This is a genomic window from Amycolatopsis sp. NPDC059021, assembly GCF_042739895.1.
Classification (GTDB): domain Bacteria; phylum Actinomycetota; class Actinomycetes; order Mycobacteriales; family Pseudonocardiaceae; genus Amycolatopsis.
In genome coordinates this window covers 42,467-57,050 of the sequence record NZ_JBHYIQ010000002.1, presented here as the reverse complement: position 1 = coordinate 57,050, position 14,584 = coordinate 42,467, and the positions used below count along the sequence as shown (strand labels likewise).

Sequence of the window (14,584 nt, the reverse complement as noted above, 5' to 3'; positions counted from 1 at the left end):
ATACACTTGCTTTGTCGTCGGCCGCGTCATTTGTTTATAAGAGACTGGGTGTTGGAGAACGTCCCCGCGGGTCGCGCGCGGGGGGCTCCGCCGCGCCTGAACACCCGGCGCCCGGCGAACCACGTCTCGGCCACCTTCGTGGTGGCGAGCGCCCCAGCCGTGGTCCGGAAGGGGTCCCGGTCCAGCACGAGGAAGTCGGCGGACTTCCCCGGTGTCAAGGATCCGGTGACGTCGTCGAGGCCGCACGCCCTGGCCGCGCCGAGGGTGAACGCCTCGATGGCCTCACTGAGCGTGATGGCCTGCTCCGGCCACAGCGCGCCGGGGAAGGTCCCGCTCGGATCCTGCCGCGTGACCAGGCCCTGGATGCCTTCCCAGGCGTCGGGCGATTCGCTGACCGGCCAGTCCGAGCCGCCCGCGACCAGCGCGCCCCGGTCCAGCAGCGACCGGTTGGGCTGCATCCGCGCGGCCCGCTCGGCCGGCAGGACGTCGGCGATCGCGGACGGGATGACCCCGGGCACCCACAGGAACGGCGAGATGTCCGCGGCGACGCCCAGCTCGGCGAACCGCGGGATGTCGTCCGGGTGCACGAACTGGCCGTGCGCCACCTGGAACTTGACGTCCGGGAAGCCCTCGGCACGGACCTTTTCGACGGCGTCGAGCGTCGCGCGCACCGAGGCGTCCCCGGTGCAGTGGATCTTGGCCGACAGCCCGGCCTCGGCCGCCGTCCGCAGCCACCCTTCCAGCTCCGGAGGGGTCATCGTGGTCGCGCCGTGGAAGCAGGGGCCGTGGACCTCGTCGGGCCGGTACGGCTCCAGGAAGGCCGCGGTGCGGGTCGGCGGCACCCCGTCGAGGAAGATCTTGACGAAGTCCGGCCGGTGATGCTCGGTGCGGTAGCGCTCGCGGACCTCGATCAGCGGGCGCCCGATCGGGTCGACGCCGAAGATCGGGTCGTTCACCAGCAGCGAGGACACCACCCACGCGTCCAGCTCGCCCGCGTCGTCCAGTGTCTTCAGCGCGGCCATGATGTCGACGGAGACCCCGGCGTCCTGGAACGCCGTGACACCGTACGAATGCAGGATCCCGATCCCGTGCCGGGAGGCGCGCGCGTGCTGCTCGGCGGTGAACGCGCTGTTCTCCCGCTGCGCCCGTTCGACGAGCATGCCCGCGGCTTCGAGCAGGACCCCGGTCGGTGCCCCGTCCGGGGCACGGACGATGACCCCGCTCGGCGGGTCCACTGTGGACGCCGTGATCCCGGCCAGTTCCAGTGCCCTGCTGCTCACCCAGCGGTTGTGCCTGCTGTCGTCGGAGAGCACGACGGGGCGGCCGCCCGCGGCTTCGTCGAGCGCGTGCCGGGCGGAGTGCTGCGAGAGCGTGCCGACCAATGTGGACGCCCACGCGCCGCCGATCACCCATTCGTCCGCGCCGAGGTCGCGGCACCGGTCGCGGACGGCGGCGAGGATGTCCTCGAAACCGGCGTCCCCGCCGAAGGTGAGTTCGAACAACGCGGCGCGCCCGGCGAGCGCGTGATGGTTGTGGACGTCCACGAAACCGGGCATGACGAACGCCCCGCCGAGGTCGAGCACCTCGGTTTTCGGTCCGCGGTCGACGTCTTCGAGGGCGAGCACCTTCCCGTCCTCGACGGCCAGCGAGGACGCCCACGGCCGCGCGGTGTCCACTGTGTACACCGTCGCGTTGGTGAGGATCAGGTCGGCCGCCATGGTTCAGTCCCCGGCCGGGTCGTAGGGCGCGGGGTGCACGGTGGTGCTCAGCAGCCGTCCGTGGGCGCCGAAGGTGAAGTGCGTGGGGGTCTGGCCGGTCGCGTCGAGTCCGAACAGGACACCGTGCGAACGCAGCGCGCGGACGTCGCGGTGGTCGGCGACGGTGACCGAGGCGCACGGGATCACCTTCTCCCGCCAGGTGAAGACGTAGATGCCCGGCCGCAATTGGTAGACGGAGTTCTCGTCGGTGTCGGCGAGGCCCTTTTCCGGCCCGGCGAGGCACTGCCAGGTGTACCAGTGCGGGCTGAGGTAGACGTGCTCGTACGCGTGGGCGGTGCTGTACACCCACATCACCCGCCTGCCGACGAGCGACGTGCTCGGCGCGATCTCCTCGCCTCGCGCTTCGAGGCCCTCGATGGTGGCGGGCAGGAACGTCTGGCCGACGCGCGGGATGCCGTCGCCGATCTCGGTGACCACGACGAGCGCCCGGCCCTGACGCAGATCAAGGAACACGGTGTACGCCCGCTCCTGCCGGGTCCGCGGATGGAACTGGACGTAATACAGGTCGTCGTCGACGAGGAACGTCTCGCAGTCGTCGGTCCCGGACGCGCCGTGGCCCCACTCGATACGGGCACCGGTGAACTTCGCCGAGAACGTCGTGCCGTCCGCGCAGTGGAGTACGAACGAGCGGCCGTGCAGGTCACCGACGGTGGGGGCCTTGTTCGCGTCGAATCCGGGGGCCAGTCCGTCCAGCGGCAGCCAGGTCGAGGTGTCGGACAGGTTCAGCGCGGTATCGGGCATCGGCTCGTCCTCAGTGGTCGGGGTGCTCGTCGGGGGCAGTTTCGCCCGATTTCCCGGCGGGTGGAACGGGGCGGACGGCGTCGTGCGGTATCGGTCAAGAGGGATGCGCTCGCGGCCAACCCGCACGGCGGCACGGGGACCGAGGATGACGGCATGCGACTGGAACTGGCGGGCAAGGCGGTACTGGTGACCGGCGCGGCCTCGGGGATCGGACTGGCCTGCGCGCGGGCGTTCCTCGCCGAGGGCGCCCGGGTCGGGCTGGTCGACCGCGAGTCCGTTCCCCTGCTGGACGGCGACGTCGTGGCGGTGCGGGCCGACGTCACGGACGAACCGAGGCTCGGCGCGGCGGTCGCCACGGTCGCGCGCCGGTTCGGCGGCCTCGACGTCGTCGTCGGCTGCGCCGGGATCTCCGGCCCGGTCGGCACGTCGCTGGCCGAGACCACGGTCGAGGACTTCACGACTGTGCTGTCGGTGAACGTGACCGGGCAGTTCCTGCTGGCCAAGCACGCGCGCCCGTGGCTGTCGCCCGGCGCGTCGGTGGTGTTCCTCGCCAGCGACTCCGCGTTCGTGTGCGCGCCCGGCATGGTGCCCTATTGCGCGTCGAAGGGCGCCGTGGTCGCGTTGACCAGGGCGCTGTCCGTCGAGTGGGAGGGCGTGCGGGTGAACTGCGTGTGCCCGTCGGTGGTGGACACCCCGATGGCGCGTGGTGACCTCGGCGCGGTGCTGGACGATCCGGCGTTCCCCGTGCAGGCGGTCGAGGACGTCGCGCAGCACGTGCTGTATCTGGCCTCCGCGCGTTCGCGGACGGTCAACGGCCAGGCGGTGCTCGCCGACTTCGGGGTGTCGGCGCGGTCCGGGTTTCCGGCGTAGGACTTTGTTGCAGGACAAGGAAAGGACCTTCACGGTGGGTACAGAGAGCAAGGTCGTCGCGATCACCGGCGGCGGCACGGGCATCGGCGCGGCGGTGGCCCGCCGGTACGCGGCCGAGGGCGCGGACGTCGTGGTCCTCGGACGGCGGCGCGAGCCGCTGGAGAAGGTGGCGGCCGAGACCGGCGCGCACGTCATCTCGTGCGACGCCAGTGTGACCGCGGACGCGGAGAACGCGGTCGCGGAGATCATCGGCCGGTTCGGGCGGCTGGACGTCGTGGTCGCGAACGCGGGCGGGCACGGCCTTTCGTCGGTGGTCGACACCGGCGACGAGGAATGGGAACTGGCGTTGCGCTCGAACCTGTCGAGCGCGTTCGTGTTCTGCCGGGCGACCTTGCCGTCGCTCGTGGAAACCGGGGGACAGGTGGTGATCGTGTCCTCGCTGGCCGGCCTGTTCGCCGGGCCCAACGTCGCCGGGTACACCGTCGCGAAGCACGCGCTGATCGGGCTCACCCGGTCGATCGCCCGGGACTACGGGCCTCGCGGTGTCCGCGCCAACGCGGTCTGCCCCGGCTGGGTCCGCACCCCGATGGCCGACGGCGAAATGGACCAGTTCGCCGAGGCGGCCGGGTTCACCGGCGGTCACGACGAGGGCTACCGCCGGGTCACCGCCGAGGTCCCGCTGCGCCGCCCCGCCGAACCGGACGAGATCGCGTCCATCGTCCGCTTCCTCGGCTCTTCGGAGTCTTCCTACATCACCGGGGCGGTACTGGTCGCCGACGGCGGCGCCCACGCCGTCGACCTGCCCACCCTGGCCTTCGAACGCGCGGGCATGGGTTCGTAGGCGCGGTCATGCGCCCCAATGGGGCATGAGGGTACTTCTCCGGGGGCCATGGAGTCGATCAGGCTCCGTTGCTGGTCAGAGGTCCGGAATCGGATCTTGAAACGAGCGCCGACGTGAGTGTGGGCATGGACTTCGCCCACAGAGCTTGATCGGCTCCGTTTCCCCGGGTTACCGTCGGCCCTTCGCAGGGATCGCCGCGTGCGCGATGCGAAGGGCCGATACGAGGTGTCGATGACATGAACTCTGCCGCTGGCCAGCAGTCACGGATCCGCCTGGGCCTTTGCTTGTCCTTGACGGGGAGATTTGCGCGTTTCGGAAGGCAGGTCGCCGCAGCGTTGCAGGTGTGGCAGGGTATGGATGGGTCGGTGGACCTTGTCATCGAGGACGACGAGAGCGATCCGCGCACCATTGAACAACTTCTTCCTCAGATCGACAAACGCAGTGATGTCATGCTCGGTCCGTACGCCACGAATCTTACAAGGGGGGCAAGCAGGATTGCGTCGGAAAACGGACGGATTCTCTGGAACCACGGCGGATCCGGCGACGATATCCAGGCTGCACACCCCGGAAGTCTGGTGTCAGTATTGACACCGACTTCGCAGTACGCGAAGCCATTCGTAAAACATCTCTCAACTGCGAATGCCCTGCCGCCGTCACTCGTCATCGCTCGCGGCAAAGGTGCGTTCGGTCGACAAGTCGCAGCAGGTGCCTCGCGTGACGTAGAAAAATTGGGAACTCATGTCTTTGAGCTGAGTTCGGAGCAGGAATTGCCTGAGATAGAAGGCAACTGGGCACTGTTCTCTGCCGGAACGTTCGAGGACGATTCTGCCAACGTAAGACGAGCGCGAAAGATGACGAATCGTCCGTCAGTCGTATGCTCGGTCGCCGCTGGTGTGCGCGAATTTGGCGACGCCGTCGCGGAATCCCACGACACCTACGGCATCGCGCAATGGTTTCCGGGCACGACCACGCCCGGCCCCGGCATCGGGCCGACGGAACGGGACTTTCTCGCCGCCTACGCGAAGACTGGGCAGCCGACACCTGACTACCCGGCCGTCCAAGCTGTCGCGGCGGCTGCTCTGGCGACTCACTGTGTGACGCTCGCAGGGGCCACGACGCGTCTCGCTCTCTGGGAAGCGGCGACGTCGCTGGACACCACAACCCTGTTCGGCCGATTCAAGATCGACCCGGCCACGGGCGCGCAAGTGGCTCACGAGACCGTCCTCCTGCGATGGACGGCGGCGGGCATCGAACCAGCGACGCCCGCCAAGCCGCCCCCGTAGCCGAGCCAGCGGCCGGCAATCGTCTTCGCGGCCATCTCGAAGGGGCGCCTGGGCAACCTGCCCGGGTGGCTCCTTCGTCGTCTGGCTCGGAGGTCAGCACCGCAGTTGTCCCTAAATGTGGCGTTCGGTGCGTTGGACGCACCGAATGCCACATTGGGGCGAATGAGAGGTGCGGGGTCAGGATTCGCCGAGGTAGGCGGTGTGCAGGGTGCCGGGGGAGTCCAGCAGGGTCCGTGCCTCGCCGGAGAAGGTGACCCGGCCCGACGACACCACGACGGCGTCCTGCGCGACGCCCAGTGCCAGATGCGTGAACTGCTCGACGAGCAGGATCGCCGCGCCGTCCTCGGCGAACCGGGTGATGACCGGGAGCAGCCGGGTGAAGACCACCGGCGCGAGGCCGAGCGACATCTCGTCGATCAGCAGGAACGCCGGCCGCGCGGCGAACGCGCGGGCCAGCACCACCATCTGCTGTTCCCCGCCGGACAGCAGCGCGGCGGGGGAGTCGCGGCGTTTTTCCAGCTCCGGGAACAACTCCAGGACCTCGTCGACCCGCGCCTTGGTACGCGCGGTGAGCCGGAGGTTCTCCAGCACGGTGAGCCCGCCGAACACCGCGCGGCCCTGCTCGATGTGCGCCAGCCCGAGCCGGGCTCGCGCCACCCGGGAGTGCTTGGTGATCTCGGTCTGTCCGATGTGGACACTTCCGCGCGTCGCCGGGATCACCCCGGACACCGCCTCCAGCAGGCTCGTCTTCCCTGCTCCGTTCGGCCCGACGAGCGCGGTGATCCGGCCGGGCGCCAGCTCGAAGCCGACGTCCCTGATCACCGGGCCCGCCCCGCGCGAGACCGTCAGGCCCGCCACTCGCAACGCGTTCACAACAGCTCCGTTTCGCCCATGTAGGCCTTGAGCACCGCGGGATCGGCCAGCACCTCGGCCTGCGGGCCGGTCGCCAGCACCTGGCCGAAGTCGAGCACGGTGATCGTGTCGCAGACCGACCGCACCAGGTCCAGGTCGTGCTCGATGAGCAGCAGCGACACACCGAACCGGGCGGGTACCCGCCGCAGCCGTTCCCCGAACGCGACGTGCTCCTCGTGCGGCAGGCCCGCGGCGGGCTCGTCGAGCAGGAGGATCCGCGGCCCGGCCAGCAGGTGGCCGACGACCTCGACCAGCCGCCGCGCGCCGACGTCCACTCTGGACAGTGGGGTGCGCGCGGACGGGCAACCGAAGAACTCCAGCGCGTCGGCGATCTCCGCCGCGCCCAGCCGCCGTCGTGCCACGAACCGGACGTACGCCTCGACGGTCAGCCCCGGCGGGACCCGGTCCTGCTGGAATGTCCGCCGCAGGCCCGCACGCGCCCGGCGGGTGGGTGAGCCGGTCAACGGGCGGCCGTCGAGTTCGACGGTGCCCTGTGCCTGCGGGAGGAAGCCGCTGATCGCGTCGACCAAAGTGGACTTTCCGGCACCGTTGGGCCCGATCACGCCGAGGATCCCGTGTTCCGGCACGGAGATGTCCACCGAGGACAGCGCGTCGACGTGTCCGAAGCGGACACTCAGCCCGCGTACCACCAGTACCGGATCACCCGGTGGCGGTGCCTCGGCGACAGCCTCGACCTCGCGGTGCTCGATGCCGACATGCCCATCGCGGACACGCGCTCGCCGGTGCCACACCTCCCGCAGCGCCGTGCCGAGGTTCCCGCCGCTGGTCAGCGCCTGGATGCCGAGAAGCCCGAACACGACGTAACCCCAGTCCTGCGGCACGCCCCAGCGTTTGAGCAGTTCCGGCACCGCGACCCAGAGCACCGCGCCGAACACCGCCATGTCGATCAGATGCGCGCCCGACATGATCGCCAGCACGTACAGCGCCAGCGACTGGATGGAGGTGAAGCTCGCCGGGAACGCCAGGCCGACCTGCCCGGTGAGCAGCCCGCCGCTGATGCCGCCGAGCGTCGCGCTCACCGCGAACGCCGTCAGTTTCGACGTCCGCACGCTGGCCCCGGCCGCGGCCGTACCGCGCTCGGAGAACGCCACTGCCTGCCAGCCGCTGCCCCAGCGGCCCCGGCGCAGGAAGTACACGGCGAGACAGCACAGCACCAGCACGATCACGCCGAGCAGGAAGTAGGCGCGGTCGTCGGAGAACGCGTCGGGCCGCATGACCGAGATCCCCTCGCTCACGCCGGGGAACTGGAGCTGCACCAGGGTGAGGTCCGCCGCCGCGGCGAGGCCGAGGGTGACGACCGCGAGGTTGATCCCGCGCAGCCGCAACGCGGGGAGCCCGACGAGGATCCCGACGACGCCCGCGGCGAGGCCGCCCAGCAGCAGCCACACCAGGAACCCGCCGGGCGCCTCCGCCTTGTTGAGCGCGGACACCACCCAGGCCCCGACCGCGGCGAAAGTCAGCTGGCACAAGGAGATCATCCCGGCGCTGCCGGTGACGACGCCGAGCCCGAGCAACGCGATCGCGGCCACGACCGCACTCATGCCGAGATAGACGAAATACCCTTCGAGCCCGACACTCAGCGCGTACCCCACGGCCACCGCGACGACGGCGACGAGCAGCGGGATTCCCAACCGGGGAAGCGTCCGGCGATCAGCGAGCGGCATCCCACACCTCCTTGCGCTGCGACCACAGCAGCAGTCCGGCGATCACGACGAAGGGCAGGAAGTACCGCGCGATCGAAAGGCTGTCGGACTGGGCCAGCGCGCCTTGCAGCATGCCGAGCACCAGCCCGCCGATCACCGCGAGATCCAGCCGCCGGAACCCGCCCAGCAGGGCCGCGGCGGCCGACGGGACGACCAGCATCGCCAGCGACGTCGCGTCGTTGGACTGCGACGGCGCGACGATCGAGATCATCAGCGTGCTGATCAGCCCGGTGACCGCCCAGACCGCGACACTGAGCGGTTTCGCCGGGATGCCCAGCAGCTCCGCCGTCGTCGGCCGCTCCGACAGGGCACGCAACGCGACACCCGCCGACGTCCGCGTCAGCACCGCCCGGCAGCCCAGCGAGACCAGCACCGCCAGCCCGACGGTGACCACGGTGACCTGGCTGACCACCACTCCGCCTGCCTCGAAGGCGGGGCCCGCGAGGATCGGCTGGAACGGCTGGGGCTTGTTGCCGAACAGGATGAACGACAGCGAAATGAGCAGCAGGAGCACCGCGACGGTCACTGCCGAACGCGTTCCGGTGTCCGCCTCGGCGAGCCAGGTCGAGATCACCCAGCCGAGCAGCGCGCTCAGCGCACCGCCGAGCAGGATGCCCACGATCGTCGCCGGCCACACCGGGAGTCCGATGTGGACGGCCAGGTAGACCGCGACGTACGAGCCGAACATCGCCGTCGCCGACTGCGCGAAGTTGACCACCCGGACCAGCCGGGACATCAGGGTCAGGCACACCGCCAGCACCGCGTACAGCCCGCCGGCGGCCAGGCCTGCCAGCGCTCCCTGCAGCATCGGGATACTCCTCTACTTCTTTCGGGCCCTACTTCTTGGGAATGTGCAGCCAGTCGTTCGCAGCCAGTTCCCATTTGCCCGCGCCGGAAGCGAGTTTGACCGGCCAGCCCGCGGTGTTGTCGTGATGGGTCTTGCCGGTCCCGAACACGTACGGCGTCCCGACCATCGGATCGACGATCGGCTGCATTTCGTGCAGTGCCTTGGTGACGCTCTCGCGGTTGATGTCACCCTTGATGCCCTTGAGTACCGCGACGAAGTACTTCGCCGCGAGATAGCCGCCCTGGCTGAACGAGGTGAGCGGGATACCGCTCTTCGTCATCAGGTCGCGCCATTCCTTGTTCTGCGGGCTGGCCGCGTCGGTGAACGGGTAGAACTCCGCGGGGACGTAGACACCGGCGCCCGCGTTCTGCACCGCCTTGGCGTAGTTCTCGCTGTAGACGCTGGTCAGCAGCAGCCACGTGACGTCGTTCCAGCCCTGTGCCTGCGCGGCCTTGAGCTGGCCGATCGAATCGGGTTCGACGGGGTTGACGGTGATCGCCTTGCAGCCCGCGGCCCGCGCCTTGACGACGTAGGAGGTGTAGTCGGAACCGCCGTAGGGCACGGTCGCGTCGACGTACTTGAGCTTCTTGCCGGTGATCGCCGACCATTCGTCGATGGCCGCCTGGTACGAGGGCAGGGTGTTGCCCGCGATCTCCAGCAGGGCGCAGATGTCGTTCAGCTTCAGCACTTCGGACCCGTACAGCAGCGTCAGCGTCATGTCGTGGAACGGGCCGACGTTGGCGGGCGAAATGTTGGGGCTGGTGAAGCACGCCGGGTCGACGCCGATCCCCGGGACCGAAAGGATCTTCTGCTGCTCGTAGTACTTCGCGTTGATCTGGCACTCGATGAGGCTGGACGAGCCCGCCAGCGCGACGGCCTTGTCGCCGCCGACGAGTTCGCGGGCCGCGGCGGCGGCCGCCGCCGGGTCGCCCTTGTCGTCGATCGCCTTGTACTCGATCTTCCGGCCGTTGATCCCGCCCGCGGCGTTGGTCGCGTCGAACACCGCCTTCGCGGCCTGCGACGATTCGGGGAAGGTGGCGGCGCCGCTGAGCGCGTTGACCGAGCCGACCACGATCGGCCCGCTCGTCCCGGCGTCGGTTCCGGCGCATCCCCCCGCGAACAGCACGACAGCGGTGGCGAACGCCAGGCTGCCCAAGATCTTTCTCATGGCGGTTCCCGTCCTGTGGCTAGTCGAGGTGGATGGACCCTACGAGCGGCCACGACGGGACGCCTTGTCTCTGCGGGCACGGGTGTTGTCCGGTGCGGCACGGGCTCACGCCGTCGCGGCGACCACCGGCACGGAATCCACGATCTGCTCGAAACTGGCCAGCTCGCCGCCGTCGAACTTCCACACGTGCGCGACCCGCGCGGTGAACGACTGACCGGATTTGCGGTGCGTACCGGTGTAGGTGCCGAGGCCGATGATCGTGTCCCCGGCGTCGTGCAGTTCCGCCAAGGTGAACGTGTAGCCCTCCCAGTCCCTGCCGATCGCCTCGAAGACGTTCTTCTTGACCTCGTCGGGGCCGGTGTACGTTCCGCCGTAAGGGAAACCGGCGGCCTCGGTCCAGGTGGTCCCCGGCCCGACCGGCGCCAGCATGCCCTCGAGGTCGCCGCGGTCGCTGGCGGCGTAGTGCGCGGTGATGACGTCCAGATTGGACACTGGGTTCTCCTTCAGACGGGTTGGGCTAGACGGGCTGGGCGTCGGGGTAACTGACCGAGCCGAGCGGGTAGATGTGACCGCCGGCGCGGGAATGTTCGGACCGGCCGTCGCCGGTGATGCCGAGGAACACGCCGGTGGTCTTGAGCGCGTAGCCGAGGTCGTGCAGCCAGACGCTGGCCACGGCGATGCGGAATTCGCGGAAGCAGAACAGGTAGAGGCCGTCGGCGAACTTCCAGACCGTGGACAGGTCCATGTCGCCGTGACCGCGTTGCACGCCTTCGAGACACTGCCAGGCGTAGCGCTGCGAGGAGACGTACACGTGCTCGTAGAGGTGATTCGGGCTGTAGCGGTAGATGTTGCGCTTGCCGATCAGGTCGCGGGACGGGCCCGGCGCGGCACCGGACGGCGTGCCGCCGTCGGTGGTGCCCGCGCGGAACGTCTGCGACACGCGGGGCACGCCCTCGACGTCCTCGGTGCCGATGACCGACCGGACCGCGAGCGCGCGGTGGGTGGTCGTCGAGAAGACCACTGTCAGCGCTTCGCCTTCGACGCTGGCGAAGGGCAGGTTGACGAAGAAGACGTCCTCGCGCACCGCGACCGCGTCGTAGGGATCCTTGACCCCGTTGCAGACGACGTGCTCGGCGTCCTCGAAGCGCAGTTCGAGTTTCGTGTCGTCGTCGAGCGTGACGGTGAGCTCGCGGCCGGTGAGGTCCGCGTTCGGCAGGCGGTAGGTGGCTATTCCGGCGGCGAACTCGTCATAGGTGCGCCACTGTTCTTCCGAGGTTTCGGGGGATGTTTCCGGCATGGCCCCATCGTCGGCGCCGCGCCGGGGGACGGCCAGCGATCACGCACTGGAGGGCAAGGACCGGTCGCTCTCGGTCAACCCGCGGCGCGCAGTTCGCTCGGCGAGCGGCCGTACGCGGCCTTGAACACGCGGCTGAAATGGGCGGCGTCGACGAACCCCCATTTCGCGGCGATGGCCGCGACCGGGCGGGTCGAGTGGACCGGGTCGAGCAGTTCGCGGCGGCAGTGCTCCAGCCGCCGCGTGCGGATCCAGCCGGACACGGTGGTGCCCTGCTCCTGGAACAGCCCGTGCAGATGCCGGGTCGAGATGTAGTGCTCGGCGGCGATCTGCGCCGGGCCGAGTTCGGGCGAGGACAGGTTCGCGTCGACATACGCGCGGATGCGCCGCATCAGCTCGTAGTGCGGGTCGGCCGTGGTGCGCGCCAGGTCGAGTTCGGCGGTGAACATCGTGGCCAGCAGGTCCACCGCGCTGTGCGCGAGGCGCACCCCGGCGGGACCGGCCAGCTGGTCGAGATTCGTGCCGAGCTGGGCGAGGAACGGCACGACGACGTTGCCGACGCCCTCGCGGCCGGACATGCGCACGGCGGTCAGCTGGCCGACGAGCTCGGCGGGCAGGTCGAGCAGCCGCTGCGGGAACATCACCACGAGCGTGCGGAAATCCTCCTCGAACACCAGGGAATACGGCCGGTGGGTGTCGTAGAGCGCGACGTCGCCGGGCTGCAGCACGGCCTGCCGGTCGTCCTGCACGAGCAGCCCGGTCCCGGCGAGGATGAGGCTGAGCTTGTAGTAGCGCCGATCGGCCCTGGCGATGAGCTCCGGGGTGCGCTCGACGTTGTGCGCGGAGGCGGTGATCTCGGAGAACTGGACGTCGTCCGCGCCACCGGACCGGATCCGGCCGCGGAAGTGGTCGTGGTGCGGGCTGGTAACATGCAGCGGGACGAACGACTGGGACACCGCCGTGCGGAAGTCGGTGAAATCCCGCGCGACCAGCGTGGTGGACGGGTGAAGGGCGACGGTCACGACTTACCTCGCAGCACCGAGAGGAAGCAATTTCGTATACGATAAGCGATACGATCTTGCCCGGCAACCGTCTCGGCCGTACCCCGTTACACCCTTCGTCGCAGTGTCGCTCGCCGTCGTCGAGGCGTCCCGAAGAGTGGCGCTGTCTACAAAGGACAGCGGGCTAGCAGTGCCCGCTCAGCTGCGGCTCGGGTTTCCGGTCCACCGCACGCGCGCGGGGTGTGCGATTGGCGTACCAGACGGCCAGGATCACCACCACGCACCCGGCCAGCTGGGCGGCGGTCGGCGTTTCGCCCAGCACCACCAGGCCGAACCCGATGGCCAGCACCGGCTGCAGCGTGAGCAGCGCGGCGGCGGTGTTCGGCAGCAGCCGGGCCGTTCCCGTGCTGACGAACAGCCACGCGGCGACCTGGCCCAGTAGCGCGAGCGCGATCATCCAGCCCCACGACGCGGCGTCCAGCGAGAGGCTGATGCCGCCGGTGCTCACGCCGATCACCCCCGCGGTCGCGGCGGCGGCCGCGCTCGCCACCGCGATGGGCGTCACCAGGTGACGCGGGCTGCGCCGCCCGGAAACCCGGTTCAGGTAAAGGAAACCGGAGTAGGCGACACCCGCGGCGATGCCCATGATCGAGCCGCGCACCGGGTTCGTCACCTGGGCGCTGTGCCCCAGCGCGCCACTGGCCAGCGCGATCCCGGCGATCATCAGCGGGGCGGCGGCGAGGAAGCGGCCGGCGATCGGCGTACCGCCGAACACCTTGCCCAGCAACGGGAAGGCGATGACCTGGACGGTGATCAGCACGGTGGCGATGGCCGCCCCGACGTCGAGGATGCTGGCGGTCCAGAGCACGTAGTCGATCCCGAGGAACACGCCGGCCGCGGCGGCGCAGCCGAGCAACGGGCCACCCAGCGGTCCCTCGCGCCGGAGTTCGGCGTACGCCAGCGGAATCAGCACCACCAGCGCGATGGCGCACCGGAGGAAGGCGGCGGTCCCGGCGCTGACGTCCGCGAGCTTGACGAATGTCGCGGAGCCGGACAGGCAGACCGCACCCGCGACGACGGACAGCGCGGGCAGGGCGGGCCGCCGGGTCTTCGGCGGGGAGAAGATCGTGTCCACGTCCTCTACGGTGCCAACCAGGAATCAGCAGCACTAGTTATGATTTATGAGGACTTCTGATTAGCATGGCTTAGGTGATTGTCTGGGAACGGCTCCGCGTGTTCGCCGCCGTCGCCGAGCACGGCTCGATCTCCGGCGCGGCGGCGGCCCTGCACATCACCGGTTCGGCGGTGACCCAGCACGTGCGCAAGCTGGAGCGCGAGGTGCGCTGCCCGCTGGTCGAGCCGGACGGCAGGGGAATCCGGCTCACCACCGCCGGGCGGGTGCTGGCGGACACGGCGCTGCACGTCGCGGGCACGATCGCCGAGGCCGAGCGCGATCTGGCTAATCTGCACGGCCAGATCGTCGGGCCGCTGCGGATCGGCGCGATCGCGACCGCGTTGCGGGCGCACATCCCGCAGGTGCTGCACACGCTGACCGCTCGGCACCCGCGGCTCACGCCGACACTGCGGGACGGCGAGGTCGTCGACATGATCCCCGCGCTGCGGTCCCGCCACCTCGACGCGGTCGTCACCGAGAGCTGGTCCACCCGGCCGTCGCGGTATCCACCGGGGATCCATCTGACCGAGCTGATCCGCGAGGACGTCCACCTCGCCGTGCCGGACGGTCATCCGCTCGCGAGCCGGAGCGCTCCGATCCCGCTCGCGGACCTGGGCGACCTGGCCTGGGTCAGCTGCCCGCCGGGCACCGATCCGCACGAGGCACTGGTGCACACGTTGCGCGGCCACAACGTCGACGCGGACGTGCGGTACTGCGTGACCGACTACACCACCCATCTCCTGCTGGTCGCCGCCGGGCTCGCGGTCGCGCTGGTCCCGCGGATGGCCCGGCATCCACAGCCGGACGGAGTCCGGTTCCTGCGCACCGCGTCGTCGATCACGCGCACCATCGGCGTGGCCACTGTCGAGGGCGTGCACACTCCGGCGGTGGACGCGTTCGTGGCCGTGCTCCGGGACCAGGTCGCCGCGTGGTCCCCGGAACTCTGACCCT

At 69.8% G+C, this 14,584-nt stretch carries 14 protein-coding genes; 4 read left to right on the top strand and 10 right to left on the bottom strand.

Going from position 1 to position 14,584, the window contains the following annotated elements; translation table 11 throughout:
• Positions 1 to 26: 26 nt before the first annotated feature.
• Both ACFWX1_RS01190 and ACFWX1_RS01185 read right to left on the bottom strand, forming a co-directional pair.
• Positions 27 to 1,718 (bottom strand): amidohydrolase, encoded by a 1,692-nt coding sequence (locus ACFWX1_RS01190; RefSeq protein ID WP_378382786.1) that lies wholly within the window; start codon positions 1,716 to 1,718, stop codon positions 27 to 29.
• 3 nt (positions 1,719 to 1,721) lie between these two features.
• Positions 1,722 to 2,519, bottom strand: coding sequence for a molybdenum cofactor biosynthesis F family protein (locus ACFWX1_RS01185; RefSeq protein WP_378382785.1), 798 nt, complete (start codon positions 2,517 to 2,519; stop codon positions 1,722 to 1,724).
• Positions 2,520 to 2,672: 153 nt separating this feature from the next.
• On the opposite strand from ACFWX1_RS01185, the gene ACFWX1_RS01180 reads away from it, so the two are divergent.
• The 3 genes from ACFWX1_RS01180 (at position 2,673) to ACFWX1_RS01170 (ending at position 5,513) form a co-directional block, all read left to right on the top strand.
• A complete protein-coding gene (locus ACFWX1_RS01180) occupies positions 2,673 to 3,389 on the top strand; it encodes an SDR family NAD(P)-dependent oxidoreductase (protein WP_378382784.1) in 717 nt (238 codons plus the stop codon).
• A 34-nt stretch (positions 3,390 to 3,423) separates the two neighbouring features.
• Entirely contained in the window at positions 3,424 to 4,230 is an 807-nt protein-coding gene (locus ACFWX1_RS01175; RefSeq protein ID WP_378382783.1) for an SDR family NAD(P)-dependent oxidoreductase, read from the top strand.
• A gap of 365 nt (positions 4,231 to 4,595) precedes the next feature.
• The gene (locus ACFWX1_RS01170) at positions 4,596 to 5,513 is read left to right on the top strand and encodes an ABC transporter substrate-binding protein (RefSeq protein WP_378382782.1); all 918 of its coding nucleotides are present in this window, start codon (positions 4,596 to 4,598) and stop codon (positions 5,511 to 5,513) included.
• A 177-nt stretch (positions 5,514 to 5,690) separates the two neighbouring features.
• Here ACFWX1_RS01170 and ACFWX1_RS01165 read toward each other — a convergent pair whose 3' ends face one another.
• The 8 genes from ACFWX1_RS01165 to ACFWX1_RS01130 all read right to left on the bottom strand — a co-directional run bounded on the left by ACFWX1_RS01165 (position 5,691) and on the right by ACFWX1_RS01130 (position 13,594).
• The gene (locus tag ACFWX1_RS01165; protein ID WP_378382781.1) at positions 5,691 to 6,386 is read right to left on the bottom strand and encodes an ABC transporter ATP-binding protein; all 696 of its coding nucleotides are present in this window, start codon (positions 6,384 to 6,386) and stop codon (positions 5,691 to 5,693) included.
• Positions 6,383 to 8,110 carry an ATP-binding cassette domain-containing protein gene (locus ACFWX1_RS01160; protein ID WP_378382780.1) on the bottom strand — a complete coding sequence of 576 codons (1,728 nt, stop codon included), beginning with the start codon at positions 8,108 to 8,110 and terminating at the stop codon, positions 6,383 to 6,385. The genes ACFWX1_RS01165 and ACFWX1_RS01160 overlap by 4 nt, the downstream gene beginning before the upstream one ends.
• Complete coding sequence (locus tag ACFWX1_RS01155; protein WP_378382779.1) at positions 8,097 to 8,957, bottom strand: branched-chain amino acid ABC transporter permease; 861 nt, start codon at positions 8,955 to 8,957, stop codon at positions 8,097 to 8,099. Before ACFWX1_RS01155 ends, ACFWX1_RS01160 begins: the two co-directional genes overlap by 14 nt.
• Before the next feature lie 28 nt (positions 8,958 to 8,985).
• Positions 8,986 to 10,164: an ABC transporter substrate-binding protein gene (locus ACFWX1_RS01150; protein ID WP_378382778.1), complete on the bottom strand. Its 1,179-nt coding sequence runs from the start codon at positions 10,162 to 10,164 to the stop codon at positions 8,986 to 8,988.
• A 105-nt stretch (positions 10,165 to 10,269) separates the two neighbouring features.
• Positions 10,270 to 10,656 carry a nuclear transport factor 2 family protein gene (locus tag ACFWX1_RS01145; protein ID WP_378382777.1) on the bottom strand — a complete coding sequence of 129 codons (387 nt, stop codon included), beginning with the start codon at positions 10,654 to 10,656 and terminating at the stop codon, positions 10,270 to 10,272.
• A 25-nt stretch (positions 10,657 to 10,681) separates the two neighbouring features.
• Positions 10,682 to 11,461, bottom strand: a complete 780-nt coding sequence (locus tag ACFWX1_RS01140; RefSeq protein ID WP_378382776.1) for a MoaF C-terminal domain-containing protein — start codon at positions 11,459 to 11,461, stop codon at positions 10,682 to 10,684.
• A gap of 74 nt (positions 11,462 to 11,535) precedes the next feature.
• On the bottom strand, positions 11,536 to 12,480 hold the full coding sequence (locus ACFWX1_RS01135; protein ID WP_378382775.1) for a helix-turn-helix domain-containing protein: 945 nt from the start codon (positions 12,478 to 12,480) through the stop codon (positions 11,536 to 11,538).
• Between the two features lie 163 nt (positions 12,481 to 12,643).
• The gene (locus ACFWX1_RS01130; protein WP_378382774.1) at positions 12,644 to 13,594 is read right to left on the bottom strand and encodes a DMT family transporter; all 951 of its coding nucleotides are present in this window, start codon (positions 13,592 to 13,594) and stop codon (positions 12,644 to 12,646) included.
• Positions 13,595 to 13,668: 74 nt separating this feature from the next.
• Here ACFWX1_RS01130 and ACFWX1_RS01125 point away from each other — a divergent pair, with 74 nt between their 5' ends.
• The gene (locus tag ACFWX1_RS01125; RefSeq protein WP_378382773.1) at positions 13,669 to 14,580 is read left to right on the top strand and encodes a LysR family transcriptional regulator; all 912 of its coding nucleotides are present in this window, start codon (positions 13,669 to 13,671) and stop codon (positions 14,578 to 14,580) included.
• Positions 14,581 to 14,584: the final 4 nt, after the last annotated feature.

Coding starts and splice junctions, on each gene's coding strand:
- ACFWX1_RS01150 (WP_378382778.1), bottom strand. CDS start 10,164: ATGAGAAAGATCTTGGGCAGCCTGGCGTTCGCCACCGCTGTCGTGCTG.
- ACFWX1_RS01185 (WP_378382785.1), bottom strand. CDS start 2,519: ATGCCCGATACCGCGCTGAACCTGTCCGACACCTCGACCTGGCTGCCG.
- ACFWX1_RS01180 (WP_378382784.1), top strand. CDS start 2,673: ATGCGACTGGAACTGGCGGGCAAGGCGGTACTGGTGACCGGCGCGGCC.
- ACFWX1_RS01155 (WP_378382779.1), bottom strand. CDS start 8,957: ATGCTGCAGGGAGCGCTGGCAGGCCTGGCCGCCGGCGGGCTGTACGCG.
- ACFWX1_RS01140 (WP_378382776.1), bottom strand. CDS start 11,461: ATGCCGGAAACATCCCCCGAAACCTCGGAAGAACAGTGGCGCACCTAT.
- ACFWX1_RS01160 (WP_378382780.1), bottom strand. CDS start 8,110: ATGCCGCTCGCTGATCGCCGGACGCTTCCCCGGTTGGGAATCCCGCTG.
- ACFWX1_RS01190 (WP_378382786.1), bottom strand. CDS start 1,718: ATGGCGGCCGACCTGATCCTCACCAACGCGACGGTGTACACAGTGGAC.